Here is a 13,869-nt window from a genome sequence, read left to right as displayed (position 1 = left end):
TGTGGCCGCCGCGGAGCATCCATGGGGTGTCCGAGCCCGATCTGTGGACAGATCGGGCTCAACCATCGGCTGTGCAGGAGCGACCGATGCCGGAGACGGCGCTCAGACGCTCAGACGCTCAGACCGGACGGTCGCCCTCGGGGCGGTCGTCCCCGTCGCCCGGGCCCTCGTCGCCGGCCCCGTCCTCACCGGGCGCCTCGCCGAAGTCCTCGCCGTCCAGCAGCCGTGCGAGAGCCTCGTCGAACTCGTCGGTGACCGGCGCGTCCCCGCGCTGCACCGCCCGCAGCCGCTCGATGAGAGCGGACGGGTCGTCGATATCGGTCGAGGTCGGCATCATATCCGGATAGTCCCAGAGCGAATCACGTGCGGCCACGCCCACGGCATCCGTCACCGCCTGCCACATCGCCGACGCTTCGCGCAGTCGACGCGGGCGCAGCTTCAGGCCCACCAGCGCGCCCAGGGCGTCCTCCGCGGGCCCGCCCACCGCGCGGCGACGGCGGGCCGCCTCCGCGAGTCTGGCGCCGTCGGGAAGCCGCGCGGTGGCCTGCCCCGTGACGACGTCCACCCAGCCGTCGATGGTCGCGATGAGGTTCTCCAGCCTCGTGAGCGCCTCGCGCTGGGCATCCGTCTGCGCGGGAAGCAGGGCACCGCCCTCGATGGCCGCGCGCAGCTCCTCGGGGTTCGTCGGGTCCAGCCTGGAGGCGAGATCCTCCAGGGCGTCGATGTCGACGGTCACCCCGCGGGCGAAGTCGGTGATCTGCGAGAGCACGTGCAGGTGCAGCCACTTCGCATGCCGGTACAGCCGCGCATAGGCCAGCTCGCGCACCGCCAGGTAGAGCGCGATCTGATCCTCGGGGATCTCCAGCCCCTCGCCGAACGCGGTGATGTTCTGCGGGATCACCGCCGCGGTGCCGGCAGGGAGAACCGGGATGCCCACGTCCCCGCCCGAGACGACCTCCAGCGACAGCCGGCCCAGCACCTGTCCGAACTGGGTGGCGAACAGCGATCCGCCCAGGCCTCGCATCAGCTGTCCCGCGCCCTGCACCATGCCCTGCATCTCCTCGGGCACCTGCGTCTGCAGGGCATTCGTGAGCGCGTCCGCGATCGACGTCGAGACGGGGGAGGCGATCTCCTTCCACACCGGCAGGGTCCTCTGCACCCAGTCGCCGCGGGTCATCGCCTGCGGGGGAGAGGACAGCTCGGAGATCGTGGTGGCCTCGCCGAGCCACAGGTTCGCCAGGGCGAAGGCGTCCGCGAGCGACGACTGCGCGCCCGAGGTGACGCCGAGGCCGTCACGGTTGGCGATGTGCAGCGCCTGCCGCTCCGCGTTCTGCCACGGATCGGCGGCGAACATGCCCTGCATCTGCGACATGAAGCCGGAGAGCATCGCCGGGTCGAACGACATGCCGGACATGCCCTGCATGTTCGACAGCGCCTCGCGCAGCGACTCCGGGTCGATCTGTCCGCCGGACATCATGCGGCGCAGCATCTCCTCGAAGTCGGAAGGGTCCTGCTCGTCGTCTGCCATGCGAATAGCCCTCTCAGCATGCCCGTAGCGTGTGCGTTCTACGCTAGTCACACGTTCCTGTGCTCCGTCCCCGGGTGCACGGATATCTGTACGCCGCTCGCGAACGCTCGGAGGTCATGTGTCTGCACGACGCGGAAACGGCACGGTCCTGGGCGTCGTCGCGCTGGGGATCTCGCTCGTCGCGCTCGTCGGGCTGACGTTCCTCCCCACCCAGTACGTCATCCAGCGCCCCGGCCCGGTCTTCGACACCCTCGGGACGGCGAAGGCCGCCGACGGCACCGAGGTGCCGCTCATCGAGGTGGACGGCGCCGAGACCTACCCGACCGGCGGGAACCTCGACCTCACCACCGTGCAGGTCATCGGCAACCGCGCACGCACCCCCACGTGGTTCGAGCTGGCCCTGGCCTGGTTCGATCCCACGCGCGCCGTGGTCCCCATCGACACCGTCTTCCCCGAGGGCGTGACCAGTCAGCAGCGCGACGAGCGCAACGCTGCGCTCATGGTCGACTCGCAGCACGAGGCCACGGCCGCCGCGCTCACCGAGCTCGGCTACGACGTCGGCGCGCAGGTGGAGGTCGTCGACGTGCTGGACGGCTCGCCCGCCCAGGGGCTGATCAGGGCGGGGGACCGCATCCTCGCGATCGACGGGGTCGCGGTCAGCTCCGCCACGCTGCTGCGCGACCGCGTGCAGCAGGCGGAGGGCGGCGAGGTCGTGCTCGGCGTCCTGCGCGACGGCAGGACGAGCGACGTCCGGGTCGCGCCGGAGAAGACCACGGATGCCGAGGGCTCGCCGGTCTGGCTGATCGGGATCACCCTGACGACCGACTACTCGTTCCCCATCGATGTGAAGCTCCAGCTCGACAACGTCGGCGGGCCCAGCGCCGGCATGATGTTCGCGCTGGGGATCATCGACACCCTCACACCCGGCGAGCTCAACGGGGGGAAGAAGATCGCGGGCACGGGGACCATCGACGCCGCCGGCGTCGTGGGGCCGATCGGCGGCATCCGTCAGAAGCTGTACGGCGCCAGGGATGCGGGCGCGACGGTGTTCCTCGCGCCGCAGAGCAACTGCGACGAGGTCGTCGGACACGTCCCCGACGGCCTGCAGGTGTACAGCACCGGCACACTGAGCGAATCGCTGAAGATCCTGGAGACGGTGGCGGGCGGCGGCGACACCTCGAAGCTGCCGGTGTGCACGGCATCCGGGAGCTGACCGGGCCGTGCCGGGAATCCGCGCTCAGCGGAACCGGGAGCGCCTCATAGACGCCCTGCATAGGATGGAGCGGTGACCACCTCCTCTGCTCCTGCGGCCACACGCAGCTCCTCGCGCCGGATCATCGCCGTATCCGTGGCGATCATCTTCGCCCTCATCGTGGCGTTCTTCATCTTCGCCTCGCTGTACACGGAATACCTCTGGTTCGACCAGCTCGCGTTCAGCACCGTGCTGACCACGCAGTGGTTCGCGACGGCGTCGATGTTCCTGGTCGGGTTCCTCGGCATGGCGCTGCCGATCTTCGTGTGCATCCAGCTCGCCTACCGGCTGCGACCCGTCTACGTGAGACTCAGCTCGCAGCTGGACAGGTACCAGGAGGTCATCGAGCCGCTGCGCAGACTGGCGATGTGGGGCATGCCGGTGTTCTTCGGCATCTTCGCCGGTTTCGCCGCCGCAGGGAACTGGAAGACCATCTGGCTGTGGGCCAACGGCGTCACCACGGACACCACCGACCCCCAGTTCGGTCTCGACACCGGGTTCTACCTGTTCGCCATGCCGTTCTACTCGATGCTGCTGGCGTTCGTCTCGGCGGTGCTGCTGCTGAGTCTGGTGATCACCGCGCTGGTCTCGTACCTGTACGGCTCCGTGCGCATCGGCCAGCGGGAGCTGCGCATCTCCAAGCCGGCCCGGATCCAGCTCGCGATCCTCGCCGGGCTCTACCTCGCCGTCCAGGCGGTGAGCCTGTGGCTGGATCGCTACCTCACTCTCGTGCAGCCGGAGGGGCGGATCACGGGAGCCGGCTACACCGGCGTCAACGCCACCATCCCGGGCCTCGGGATCCTCGCGATCATCGCCGCCGTCGTGGCCGTGCTGTTCCTCGTCACCGCCGTCATCGGGCGCTGGCGCTTCCCGCTGGCGGCCACGGCCCTGTTCATCGTCGCCTCCCTCGTGGTCGGGATGGGGTACCCCTGGGTGGTCACCACCTTCCAGGTCAAGCCGAACGAGAACTCCTACCAGGCGGAGTTCTACGAACGCAACATGAACGCCACCAAGGCCGCGTACGGCATCGAGGGCATGCAGGTGACGCCGTTCAAGGCCGCCACCGACACGGCGGCGGGGCAGTTGCGAGCGGATGCCGAGACCACGGCATCCGTGCGCATCATGGACCCGGCCGTCATCCCGCCGACCGTGCGCCAGCTCGAGCAGTACCGGTCGTACTACCAGTTCGCCTCCGAGATGGACGTGGACCGCTACACGATCGACGGGAAGTCGCAGGACACCGTGGTCTCCGTGCGCGACCTCGACATGACCAAGCTCGGCGGCGGCGACAGCTGGAACAACCGCGCGGCCGTGTACACGCACGGCTACGGCCTCGTCGTGATGGCGGGCAACGAGCGCACCTCGGACGGCGAGCCGGTGTTCCTGGAGCAGGGCATCCCGACATCCGGGTTCCTCAGCGACAGCGAGAAGGACTTCGAACCGCGGGTGTACTTCGGCGAGACCTCTCCGGAGTACTCGATCGTGGGCGCGCCGGAGGGCACCAAGCCCGTCGAGATCGACTACCCGCGCGGTCAGGGCGACGAGAACAGCCGCAACTTCACGATGACGACGTTCACCGGCGACGGCGGGCCGCGCATCGGCAACACCTTCACCAAGCTGCTGTACGCGCTGAAGTTCCAGTCGGAGCAGATCCTGTTCTCGAACCTCGTCAACTCCGAATCGCAGATCCTGTACGACCGCGACCCGCTCACGCGCGTGAAGAAGGTCGCCCCGTACCTGACGCTGGATCGCGACCCGTACCCCAGCGTCGTCGACGGCCACATCGTGTGGATCGTGGACGGCTTCACGACGAGCGCGTCGTACCCGTACTCCAAGACCGTCAGCATGCAGGACGCGATCGCGGACTCGCAGACCCCGGCATCCGCCGTCGCGTTCGACAACATCAACTACATCCGCAACTCGGTCAAGGCCACGGTCGACGCGTACGACGGATCCGTGAACCTGTACGCCTGGGAGGCCGACGACCCGATTCTGCAGGCCTGGCAGAAGGTCTACCCGGGCACCGTCAAGCCGATCAGCGAGATGTCGGGCGACCTGATGAGCCACGTGCGCTACCCGACCGACCTGTTCAAGGTGCAGCGGGCGATGCTGGGCGTGTACCACGTCGACGACGTGGGCTCGTTCGCCCAGGAGGACGACCGCTGGCAGACGCCGGAGGACCCGCGGGTGAAGACCCAGCTGCAGCCGCCGTACTACCTGTCCATGAAGATGCCCGGGCAGGACGAGCCGCACTTCTCGATGTTCTCCACGTTCATCCCCGCGGACGGCGCCGGCGAGAGCCGCGAGGTGCTCATGGGGTATCTGGCGGTCGACTCGGATGCCGGGTCCACGCCGGGTGTGAAGGCTCCCGGCTACGGCACTCTGCGGATGCTGGAGATCGACACGGCCACGACGGTACCCGGGCCCGGTCAGGTGCAGAACACGTTCGACTCGGATGCCGATGTGGCGGACAAGCTCAACGTGCTGACGCTCGGCAAGTCGGAGGTCAAGTACGGTAACCTGCTGACGTTGCCCGTCGGTGGCGGACTGCTGTACGTGCAGCCCGTGTTCGTGCAGTCGTCCGAGGGCACCAAGCTCCCGAACCTGCGGAAGATCCTCGTCGCGTTCGGCGACAGGGTCGCGTTCGAGGACACCCTCACCGAGGCGCTGGACACGCTGTTCGGCGGGGACGCCGGCGCGGCCGGCGGTGATGAGGACGTGACCCCCACGACACCCGGCGAGGGCGCCACACCGCCCGATGAGGGCAGCACACCGTCTGACGAGGGGAGCGCGCCTCCTGAGGGGGAGACCACCGCGCCGCCGTCGGATGCTGTGGCGCAGGCGCTGTCGGATGCCAAGAACGCCCTGGAGGCCCGTGAGGCGGCGCTGAAGGCCGGAGACCTGGCGGAGTTCGCCGCGCAGGACAAGAAGCTCACCGCCGCCATCGAGAAGCTCCTCGAGCTGGAGGGCTGACCCGGCGGCCTCGGACGCCCTGAGGTCGGATCCCGGATTCGGGCTCGGCGTCCGAGGGTCCGAGATGGGCCGGCGGCACGACACGCCCGCCTGCTGCCGGGAGCCCGCTCGATTCGCCCACTGTTCACGAGCATGTTAGGCTTTAAGACGTGCCGCGGGGTGGAGCAGTTCGGTAGCTCGCCGGGCTCATAACCCGGAGGTCAGAGGTTCAAATCCTCTCCCCGCAACAAAGAGAAGGCCCGGAATCCTTGAGATTCCGGGCCTTCTGGCTTGTCCGGGGAATGGGGCTCATGGCGGGGCGGCTTATCGGTGAGGGCCACTGCATACCGTTCGGAGGGCGGGAACGACACCGCAGAGAGTGTTCGAGTCTGTTCTGGCGGAGGCCCGGGTTCTATGATGAGCGCAGGGAACCGAGCTGGACGCAGCCACGAGTCTCGCTGACGTCCAGGCGGTGGCCCACCGTGTACGGAAGCGGCCTTTCGGTGACTGTCGATGTGGGCAGTGGTGCAGTGCGGGCACTGTACGGGACGAGAAGGATACGGAAGACTGACGATGAGCACGCCGATGGCCGGGTGGTATCCGGATCCGACGGACCCGGGCAGGGTGCGCTGGTGGGACGGCGCCGCGTGGACGGCGCAGGTCCGGCAGATGCACCAGCCCTCGTCTCAGGCGCTTTCGCTTCTGCCGCCGCCCGCGCAGGGGTCTGGTCAGTCGGCGTCTGCCGGGGGGAAGAAGAAGCTCCCGGTGTGGGCATGGATCGTCATCGGCGTCGCGGCGCTGCTGATCGGTGTGCTGCTTTCGCCGATCTTCACCGTGCTGTGGCTGGTGGTGCTGATCACCGGCATCGTCGCGCTCGTGAAGAACACGCCCACCTGGTTGCGCTTCGGCAACCGGAGGGCCGCCACGATCGTGACAGCTGTTTCCGCGGTGTGCTTTCTGCTCACGGGCAGCATCGCCAACGCGGTCATCGGCAACTCCTCACGCGCGTCACTGTCTGCCCCGATCACCTCGAGCGCACCGGAGCCCACAGACTCCATGGCGGCGGCATCGGCCGAGCCGTCCCGAACCCCCTCCCCGGAGGCCGACGACGCCGGTGATGACGTGCCGGTGGCGTTCGTCGGCGATGCGTCGACGGTGGGAGACGCCTCACGCACTCAGGGCTTGACGGCCCTGCAGGTGCTGGAATCACTGCCGGTCAAGGGTAGGGCGGCGAAGACCGGGTACGACCGGGCGCAGTTCGGACAGCGCTGGCTGGATGTGGACCACAACGGCTGCGACACCCGCAACGACATCCTCGCCCGTGACCTTTCGGGCATCGAGCGTGCGGGAGCCTGTCGGGTGCTCTCCGGCGTGCTCGCCGATCCCTACACGGGGCAGTCGATCAGCTTCGTGCGCGGTCAGGGCACCTCCGAGTTCGTCCAGATCGATCACGTCGTCGCCCTCTCAGACGCCTGGCAGAAGGGTGCACAGCAGTTGAGCGCCGATCAGCGCGCGACGTTCGCGAACGACCCGATGAACCTGCTCGCCGTCGACGGTTCAGCCAATGCGCAGAAGAACGATGGCGACGCAGCGACCTGGCTGCCGAAGAACAAGGATTTCCGATGCGCATACGTCGCCCGGCAGATCGCGGTGAAGGCGACCTATGGGCTCTGGGTCACCCAGGCCGAGCACGACGCGATCGCGCGTGTGCTGAGCGCATGCCCCGACGAGCCCGTGCTCACCTCGGCGTTCGCGAAGGTCGCGCCGGAGCCTGTGCCCGTCGAAACGGTGCCCGCGCCGACGCCCGCTCATGCCACTTCAGCTCCTGCACCGGTCATGCAGGCACCCTCGAAGGACGTCTACTACGCCAACTGCACCGCCGTCCGGGCAGCCGGCGCCGCTCCCCTCCACGCCGGGGATCCGGGATACGCCCGCAAGCTGGACCGCGATGGTGACGGAATCGCCTGCGAGTAGGCCGGTATGCGGCCGACACAGGGACTCGCAGCCCCGTGGCCCGACAGTGATGGACCAGGACATCCCGTCTGACGCGACCCGCTGTGCACGGCATCCGCGATGCGACGGTGCGGGACCGCCGGGTGACCGCCTGACCATCACCCGTCAAGGAGACGACCAGAGTGACACCATGACACGGGACTTGACCACGGATGCGTTGCGGGAAGGGATCTATCCTCCTGAGAGGAAAGGAGACCGACTCCGATGACACGCATCGTCGCTTATACACCCGACTTCCATGCAGCTCTGCTCGCGCTGTCGCTACGTGCTTGGGAGCCTGTGTTCCCTCGCCTGGCTGCGGAAGTCCCCGAGTTCGTCTATGACACGTTCTACCCACAGGGCTGGCGTCAACGTCAATACAACGACCTTGCCGAGGTCCTCGACTCTGAACCGGACAACGTTCACGTGGCTCTCGATGGGGACCGTCCCGTGGGATGGGTGTGCACTCGACTGCACCCGGAAGACAGGATGGGCGAGATTTACGTTCTTGTCGTTGACCCCGTCCATCAGAGACGTGGAATCGGTAAAGCCCTGATGGAGCATGCAGCCGGGATAGCCCGCGCCGCCGGCATGAGAATGATCATGGTTGAGACCGGGGACGACGTCGGCCATGCACCCGCGCGGAGGGCTTATGAGTCGAACGGATTCAAGCGGTGGCCGGTTGCGAGGTACTTCAGGGATCTCCGCGAAGACGCCTCACCGTCGGCGACCCTGTAGACATGGTGGACGATGAGGAGCACCATAGACCCCCGAGGCGGTGCATCAGTGCGCAGCGGGCGGGTCAGGCGATCTGACGCTCATCCGTGTCGAGTGCATGTAGACCGCGGGAGCCTTCGGCGAGCATGCGGTAGATCCTCTCGTACCCGGCGGCCATGACGGGCAGATCGAATCGCTCCTCCGCATCGCGGCGGCAGTCGGCGGGATCCAGCCTCATGGCCTTTTCGAGGGCAGCCGGGAACTGGTCGATGCGGTCGACGATGATGCCGGTGCGGCCATGGTCGATGACCTCGGGGACACTGCCGCGGCCGATGGCGGCCACTGGTGTGCCGCATGCGAGGGCCTCGATCATGACCATGCCGAACGGTTCTTCCCATTGGATGGGGAAGGCCAATGCTGCGGCACGACGGAAGAGTTCGCGCTTCATGGTGCTGTCGGCTTCTCCGACGTACTCGACGTCCGGTGCGAGACGAGGTCTGATGGCCTGATCGAAGTAGGAGTGTTCCTCCGGCTCGTTGAGCTTGGCGGCCAGGACGATGCGGCGTCCTATGGCGCGGGCGGCGTCGATGGCGAGATGGGCGCCCTTGTCAGGGCTGAACCGCCCCAGCCAGAGCACGTAGTCGTCCTTGCGGCTCTCGAAAGGGAACGACGGGACATCCACGGCGTTGTACACGGTGCCGATCCAGTTCAGGCGCGGATTGATCCGACGCTGCGCGTTCGAGATCGCCACGACATCGATGGTGCGGTCGAGTGTGGCGTAGTAGTCGCCGTTCGGGCCGGTCACAGGCCCGTGCATGGTCGCGAGCGTCGGGGTGACCCGTCCTCGTGCGAGCAGTGGCCCAGCCAGACTGTGGTCGTGCACGACGTCGACGTCGAGACCGTCCAGCACTCGTGCGGTTTCTGCGGCTGCTTGCACCTCGGGCATCGGGTCGCCCAGCAGAGAAGAGGGCGGTTCTGCGAAGACGGGCGCGAATCGCTGTGCCCGTGTGCGGTGTCGACCTGCACCTATCAGCGTCACATGATGTCCACGCTCGACCAATTGGTCGACGAGCCCGGCCACGACCGCCTCGATCCCGCCGTACCCTTCGGGCGGCAACTCGAACCACGGCGGAGCCACCATCGCCACGCGCAATGGACTCACCGGAAAGCCGTCCGCGGTCCCGGAGCACTGGGTTTCGAGATCGTGAGCGTACTGACCGAAGCGGACCTCGGCGTGGAGTTCGCGGTGTACGAGTTGCGTGGTGGTCACCATAGGGCCTCTTTCGACTCCTTGGGATCTGTTCCCTTTCGTATGCAAGTAACTTACAACACGAATTGTAAGTTACTTCTTCGCCATTGCTAGATACAATGGAGATCTGCTCCCAGGGTTCTCCTGAGACGACGTCCCGGGGCCGGTGATCTGTCCGCTCCTTGTTCGCTTCGGGCGGTCGCCACCGCCATACCGGACATGCGCGCGACCGGAGGTGACACAGAATGGATGTCCGCACACCCCGCCCTGATCGCCCGGACGGCACATCCGAAGACGACGGTGGATCCCCGTTGGCCCCGCTGGACGATGCGTCGCTGTCCTTTTACACCATCGGCCAGGTGGCTGAACTGCTCGACGTCGCCCAACCCGCGTTGCGACGCCTGGACGGGCTTGACATCGTTCGGCCGGACAGGTCTGAAGGCGGGCAGCGCCGCTACAGCAGAGAGGAGGTCCATCGACTCAGGGAAGTGCTCGACCTCACGGACAACGGGGTCACGCTCGCCGGTGTTCGAATAGTGCTGGAGCTCCGGCAACGAGTCAGTGAACTCGAGGCCGAGGTCGCGCAGCTGCGCCGGACACTGGCGCGTCATCTCGAGTGCGGCCGGCAGCCTCCCCGGTCCACTGATGCCACCGCCCAGGACTGAGCGTTCCGAACCGGTCGACGTCGCCTGCCTTCGAACATCGGCCTCGACGCTCTGAGCCGCTTCGTGAGGGAGTGGCGATTTCGAACCGGTTGAGTCGTCATGTCAATAGCCGACCGCAGAGGGTCGGACACCACCTTGGAACGAGATGAGGAAGCCCGCATGCGATACGCACTGCTGTTGCACAACGAAGAACCCGCCCCCGGAGAGATCCCGGCGGATGAGATGGGAGAGATGCAGCGTCTGTTCGACGAGTACACCAAAGCGCTGGAGCAGGCAGGGGTGCTGGTCGGCGCCGAGGTGCTGCGCTCTTCGGATGCAACGACCACGGTGACCCGGCGGACGGGAACCACTCAGATTCAGGATGGCCCCTTCGCCGCGACGAAGGAGGCACTCGCCGGCGTGTTCTTCATCGATGTCCCGAATGCGGACGCCGCGGTTGCTTGGGCCGAAAGATGCCCAGGGGCAAGCTACGGTTCCATCGAAGTCCGCCCCGTGGCGACCTCTTTCGTCAACGGGGCATGGACGGTGCCCGATCGAACGGATTGAATCCGATATGCGCGAGGATGCGTACGCCGTCGCCGCGGCAGCCGCACGAGACGGCTACGGCCGTCTCGTGGCGATGCTCGCCTCCGCCGACGGCGACCTGGCCGCTGCCGAGGACGCACTCGGGGATGCTCTGGAACGGGCTCTGCGGGGCTGGACGGATCAGGGGGTGCCGGCCAATCCGGCCGGCTGGCTCGTCACTGTCGCCCGCAACCGACTGCGTGATCGGTGGAAGTCCGCGGAGGTGAGGCGGACGGATCCGCTGGCCGCTGAGCCGGGTGCGTCGCTCTCATATGTCGAGGACATCGACCCGGACGCGATCGGTGACAAACGGATGGAGCTCCTGTTCGTCTGCGCGCACCCGGCGATCGACCCCGCAGCCCGGGCACCGCTCATGCTCAACACCGTGCTGGGATTCACGGCTGCGCAGATCGCACAGGCGTTCGCGATCCCCGCCGCCACCATGGCCACTCGCCTGGTTCGTGCCAAGAGACGCATCAGGGACAGCCGGATCTCGTTCGAGATCCCTGACCGTACGCAGGTACCGGGTCGCATGGCGTCAGTACTCGAGGCGGTGTACGGGTGCTACGTCATCGAGTGGGAAACAGGAGGGCAGGAGCCGCGCCCGCTGCCGTCTGAGGCGCTGCGACTCGTCGAGGTCCTCGCGGAACTCGCACCTGACGACCCGGAGGCTCGAGGACTGGCAGCGCTCGTACTGTTCTCCGCAGCGCGAGCGCCGGCCCGAGCCTCCGGGGACGGCCGCTTCGTTCCGTTGGCAGCACAGGACACCTCGCTCTGGGACACCGGCCTCATCGCCAGAGCGCATCAGCACTTGCGAGAAGCGCACGCTCGGCGCTCCGTCGGGCGGTTTCAGCTCGAGGCAGCCATTCAAGCCCTTCACTGCGCCCGGGCCGCGGGACATGACCTCGCCTGGGGAAGTCTGCGGAGTCTGCACGCAGAACTGCACGCGATCGCGCCTTCATTGGGCAGCAAGACGGCGCTGGCGGCGGTGACGGCCGAAACCGACGGGCCCGTCGCAGGTCTGACCATGCTTGACGACGTCATCGCCGAGTCACCGCGCTTCCAACCGGCTTGGGCGACTCGGGCGCATCTGCTCAGCCTCGTCGGACGCGATGATGAGGCGATCAGGGCTTATGATCGCGCGATCGCTCTGACCGTCGACCCCGGGCAGCGCACGTTTCTGCAATCCCGACGCGAAGATCGGCGATCCTCATGCCGGTCGCAGGATGAGGGCATACCCATCGAGTAGTTCCCTCAGTCGCGGAGCGGGTCTCTGCTTCTGTCAGCGGTCTCTGATTCCTGCTGAGGTGCGCTCGGCTCTCGGTCCTCGGGGGCGCGGGGGTCTTCGGCTGCCGGGGAAGAGCCCGTCCGGCGGAGCATGACCGCGATGAGAGACACGAGTGCGGCGGTAACGGCCGCACCCACCCAGGCGGTGGCATTGAGCCCCTCGGCGAAGGCGGAATGGGCGGCGTCGAGAAGTTCCGCTCGCCGTGCCTCGGGCAGCCGGGCTGCGAGGGCGTCGGCACCCGCGACGGTCTCAACCGCCTCGTCAGGAAAGCCCGCCATGCGGGTGTGGTAGACGGCTGCGGCGAGCGTGCCCAGGGCGGCCATGCCCAGCGTCGACCCCAGGTGATTGCTGGTTTCGGAGATCGACGCGGCCGAACCGGCCCGCTCCGGCGGCACTCCTGACACCACGAGGCCGGTCCCCAGGGAGACGAGCGGTCCGGCACCCAGATGGATGAGGGAGATACCGGTCACAGCGGCGACCAAGCCGTCCTCGGCGCCGACCCCGGTGAGAAGCAGAAAACCGACGAAGGAGACGACGAGCCCGGCCGTGATGGCGGTGGCGTGCCGGATGCGCCGGGTCAGCATCGGGGACAGCAGGGAGCCCACCGCGATCGACAGCCCTCCGAAGGCGGTCCACAGCCCCGCCGCAGCGGGGGAGAAGCGCAGGACGCTCTGCAGGTACTGGCTGGTCAGCAGGAACATGCCCGCCAGACAGGCCCCGATGAGAAGCATGGCCGTCAGGGTGACCCCGATCGGGGCACGTGACAGCAGGCGGAGATCCAGCAGCGGATCCTCCAGTGTCAACTGGCGGTACACGAAGACCGAGCCGAAGACGAGGCCCACGACGACCGCCGTGATGGCCAGGAGGCCGACACCATGGACAGCCAGCTCTTTGACCCCGTAGACGACCGGAAGAAGCGCGGCAAGCGACAGGGCCACGCTGGGCAGATCCATTCGGCCCGCTTCGTGACTCCTGGTTTCGGGAAGCACCACCGGGCCCAGCGCGAGCAGCAGGACCATCACGGGCACGCCCAGCAAGAAAGCCGCTCCCCACCAGAAGTGCTCCAGAAGCAGTCCCCCGACGACAGGCCCGAGGGCCGCTCCGGTGAACTGACAGGTTGCCCACACGGAGATGGCGAGGCCGCGCTGCCGTGGGTCGGTGAACATGGTGCTGATCAGCGCCAGGGTCGAAGGCATCAGTGTGGCCCCGGCGATTCCCAGCAGGCCGCGTGCCGCGATCAGCACCTCGGGAGTGGGGGAGAAGGCGGCGAGCACGGAGGCGAGGCCGAACACCGCCGCGCCGACCAGCAGCAGCCTGCGGCGTCCGATCCGGTCGCCCAGAGTGCCCATGGTGATCAGGAACCCGGCGAGCATGAACCCGTAGATATCGGTGATCCACAGTTGCTGGACGCCACCGGCTCCCAGATCCGCGCTCAGGTGGGGCAAGGCGAGGAAGAGCACGCCGATATCGAGTGAGATGAGCAGTGTGGGAAGGGCCAGCACAGCCAGCCCCGCCCATTCCCGGCGGCTCGCTGGGGAACCGTTCGACGTCGACGTATCATCCTGCACGGACTTCCTCTCCTTCCCGCTGAGAGTCTCAATGCCTCGACGAGACGTCCGGGCTGCGATGCTCCGGACGAGGTGGTCGCCGAATCCTCAGGCG

10 protein-coding genes and 1 tRNA gene are annotated in these 13,869 nt (G+C 67.4%); 8 read left to right on the top strand and 3 right to left on the bottom strand.

Annotated features, from left to right (window positions below):
• Positions 1 to 118: 118 nt before the first annotated feature.
• Positions 119 to 1,528, bottom strand: coding sequence for a zinc-dependent metalloprotease (locus tag ABD770_RS01765; protein ID WP_344817769.1), 1,410 nt, complete (start codon positions 1,526 to 1,528; stop codon positions 119 to 121).
• A 118-nt stretch (positions 1,529 to 1,646) separates the two neighbouring features.
• Here ABD770_RS01765 and ABD770_RS01760 point away from each other — a divergent pair, with 118 nt between their 5' ends.
• The 5 genes from ABD770_RS01760 (at position 1,647) to ABD770_RS01740 (ending at position 8,462) form a co-directional block, all read left to right on the top strand.
• Positions 1,647 to 2,741, top strand: a complete 1,095-nt coding sequence (locus ABD770_RS01760) for a YlbL family protein (protein ID WP_344817768.1) — start codon at positions 1,647 to 1,649, stop codon at positions 2,739 to 2,741.
• A 72-nt stretch (positions 2,742 to 2,813) separates the two neighbouring features.
• Positions 2,814 to 5,753, top strand: coding sequence for a UPF0182 family membrane protein (locus ABD770_RS01755; RefSeq protein WP_344817767.1), 2,940 nt, complete (start codon positions 2,814 to 2,816; stop codon positions 5,751 to 5,753).
• A gap of 153 nt (positions 5,754 to 5,906) precedes the next feature.
• A tRNA-Met gene (locus ABD770_RS01750) sits at positions 5,907 to 5,980 on the top strand.
• A 325-nt stretch (positions 5,981 to 6,305) separates the two neighbouring features.
• Complete coding sequence (locus ABD770_RS01745) at positions 6,306 to 7,706, top strand: GmrSD restriction endonuclease domain-containing protein (protein ID WP_344817766.1); 1,401 nt, start codon at positions 6,306 to 6,308, stop codon at positions 7,704 to 7,706.
• Between the two features lie 243 nt (positions 7,707 to 7,949).
• Positions 7,950 to 8,462, top strand: a complete 513-nt coding sequence (locus ABD770_RS01740; protein WP_344817765.1) for a GNAT family N-acetyltransferase — start codon at positions 7,950 to 7,952, stop codon at positions 8,460 to 8,462.
• 64 nt (positions 8,463 to 8,526) lie between these two features.
• On the opposite strand, the gene ABD770_RS01735 is transcribed toward ABD770_RS01740, so the two are convergent.
• On the bottom strand, positions 8,527 to 9,714 hold the full coding sequence (locus ABD770_RS01735; RefSeq protein WP_344817764.1) for a glycosyltransferase family 4 protein: 1,188 nt from the start codon (positions 9,712 to 9,714) through the stop codon (positions 8,527 to 8,529).
• A 221-nt stretch (positions 9,715 to 9,935) separates the two neighbouring features.
• Here ABD770_RS01735 and ABD770_RS01730 point away from each other — a divergent pair, with 221 nt between their 5' ends.
• The 3 genes from ABD770_RS01730 (at position 9,936) to ABD770_RS01720 (ending at position 12,168) form a co-directional block, all read left to right on the top strand.
• Positions 9,936 to 10,355: a MerR family transcriptional regulator gene (locus ABD770_RS01730; RefSeq protein WP_344817763.1), complete on the top strand. Its 420-nt coding sequence runs from the start codon at positions 9,936 to 9,938 to the stop codon at positions 10,353 to 10,355.
• 159 nt (positions 10,356 to 10,514) lie between these two features.
• Positions 10,515 to 10,901: a YciI family protein gene (locus ABD770_RS01725; protein ID WP_344817762.1), complete on the top strand. Its 387-nt coding sequence runs from the start codon at positions 10,515 to 10,517 to the stop codon at positions 10,899 to 10,901.
• 7 nt (positions 10,902 to 10,908) lie between these two features.
• Complete coding sequence (locus ABD770_RS01720; protein WP_344817761.1) at positions 10,909 to 12,168, top strand: RNA polymerase sigma factor; 1,260 nt, start codon at positions 10,909 to 10,911, stop codon at positions 12,166 to 12,168.
• 5 nt (positions 12,169 to 12,173) lie between these two features.
• Here ABD770_RS01720 and ABD770_RS01715 read toward each other — a convergent pair whose 3' ends face one another.
• Positions 12,174 to 13,775 (bottom strand): MFS transporter, encoded by a 1,602-nt coding sequence (locus tag ABD770_RS01715; protein WP_344817760.1) that lies wholly within the window; start codon positions 13,773 to 13,775, stop codon positions 12,174 to 12,176.
• Between the last annotated feature and the right edge of the window lie 94 nt (positions 13,776 to 13,869).

Origin of the sequence: Microbacterium soli (assembly GCF_039539005.1) — a bacterium.
Classification (GTDB): domain Bacteria; phylum Actinomycetota; class Actinomycetes; order Actinomycetales; family Microbacteriaceae; genus Microbacterium; species Microbacterium soli.
This window is presented reverse-complemented; position numbering and strand designations above follow the sequence as displayed.

Bases quoted from the DNA above. Each gene is read 5' to 3' on its own strand.
- ABD770_RS01720 (WP_344817761.1), top strand. From the start codon at position 10,909: ATGCGCGAGGATGCGTACGCCGTCGCCGCGGCAGCCGCACGAGACGGC.
- ABD770_RS01730 (WP_344817763.1), top strand. From the start codon at position 9,936: ATGGATGTCCGCACACCCCGCCCTGATCGCCCGGACGGCACATCCGAA.
- ABD770_RS01745 (WP_344817766.1), top strand. From the start codon at position 6,306: ATGAGCACGCCGATGGCCGGGTGGTATCCGGATCCGACGGACCCGGGC.
- ABD770_RS01725 (WP_344817762.1), top strand. From the start codon at position 10,515: ATGCGATACGCACTGCTGTTGCACAACGAAGAACCCGCCCCCGGAGAG.
- ABD770_RS01735 (WP_344817764.1), bottom strand. From the start codon at position 9,714: ATGGTGACCACCACGCAACTCGTACACCGCGAACTCCACGCCGAGGTC.
- ABD770_RS01765 (WP_344817769.1), bottom strand. From the start codon at position 1,528: ATGGCAGACGACGAGCAGGACCCTTCCGACTTCGAGGAGATGCTGCGC.
- ABD770_RS01740 (WP_344817765.1), top strand. From the start codon at position 7,950: ATGACACGCATCGTCGCTTATACACCCGACTTCCATGCAGCTCTGCTC.